Annotated in this window: 2 protein-coding genes; both read right to left on the minus strand. The window is 26.7% G+C overall.

From position 1 onward, the window contains the following. On the minus strand, positions 1–626 hold a 626-nt coding region (locus tag G3997_RS05060), incomplete at its 3' end, for a metal-dependent hydrolase (RefSeq protein WP_296649104.1). Between the two features lie 147 nt (positions 627–773). Continuing rightward, on the minus strand, positions 774–1,208 hold the full coding sequence (locus tag G3997_RS05065; RefSeq protein WP_330616300.1) for a family 10 glycosylhydrolase: 435 nt from the start codon (positions 1,206–1,208) through the stop codon (positions 774–776). Between the last annotated feature and the right edge of the window lie 121 nt (positions 1,209–1,329).

The following is a 1,329-nucleotide window of genomic DNA, read 5'->3' on the forward strand; positions in this document are numbered from 1 at the left end:
GCATCAGTATTGCTTTCAACATCTTCTTTAAATTTATGTGGAGANTGAGATATTGGTGGCCATGTATTATAATGTATTGGTATAACTACATTTGGCTTTAACATTTTAACAGCTTCAATTGCTTCATCTGGTCCCATAGTAAAGTTATCACCTATTGGAAGTAATGCATAATCTATATTATTCATTCTACCTATTAACTCCATATCACCAAATAATGCTGTATCTCCTGCAAAGTATATAGTTTTTCCATAAAAATCTATTATAAATCCACAAGCCATTCCACCTTCTATACCAGCACTATGTATTGCTTGTGTAACCTTTACAGATCCAAATTCAAAGTTAAACTTTCCACCTATGTTCATACCATGAGAATTACAACCTTTACTTTCTACCATATTTGCTATTTCTGCTGTACTTATTATTGTTGCACCTGTTCTTTTAGATATTTCTATAGCATCTCCTATATGGTCAAAGTGTGCATGTGATACTAGTATGTAATTACATTCTACTTCATTTGGATTGATTTTATTTACTGGATTATCTGTAAAAAATGGGTCAATTAATATAGTCATATCATCTTTTGTTAATGAAATATTTGCATGACCATTATATTTTAATTTAATCATTTGTTATCCTCCATTTTGATATTATATGGTAAATTATAACATACAATGTATTATTTAAAATAATATAAGTATAGTTTATATTCTAATTTTGTATGATACTTTATTATTGTCCACTATATTATAAATTATATCTTTATTTAATTTGCCTTACTCTTTATTATTTAATTTAGTTGGTAAAATAGCCTTGCAATTATATACTTCTTTTAACTTATCAACTACATTATTTGTATTATCCATTATATTACTAGCACTAAACAGTATATTTCCGCTTACATTTTCATACTCTCTATTTATTTCTATCTCTTTGTCGATTTCATTTGATATATCTGGATTTCCTATATTTTGACCTATATAAAGTCTTACATAGCTACCTTCAACTACATCATTCCACCAACTTACCATAACTTCATAATTACTAGTTTTATTCTCTATAGTCCAGTAAATTTGTGGAGCTACATAATCTATAATATGTTCATCTATCCATGTTAAAGTATCCATATAAATATCATAATAACTTTCTAAGTTTTTTGAATCTGAACCACTTGGATCACTGCTGTGGAAGATTTGTTTTAGGTTAAATATTTTTTATAAATTCAAACTTTCTGTATAGTTTCTCGACATCGATATAGATGATTTGATATATAATTTATTTATAATTCTTATTTCTACCAGGTAATTATTTTTCATCTTGCTATAAGATAAT

Origin of the sequence: Romboutsia sp. 13368 (assembly GCF_018336475.1) — a bacterium.
Lineage (GTDB): Bacteria > Bacillota > Clostridia > Peptostreptococcales > Peptostreptococcaceae > Romboutsia.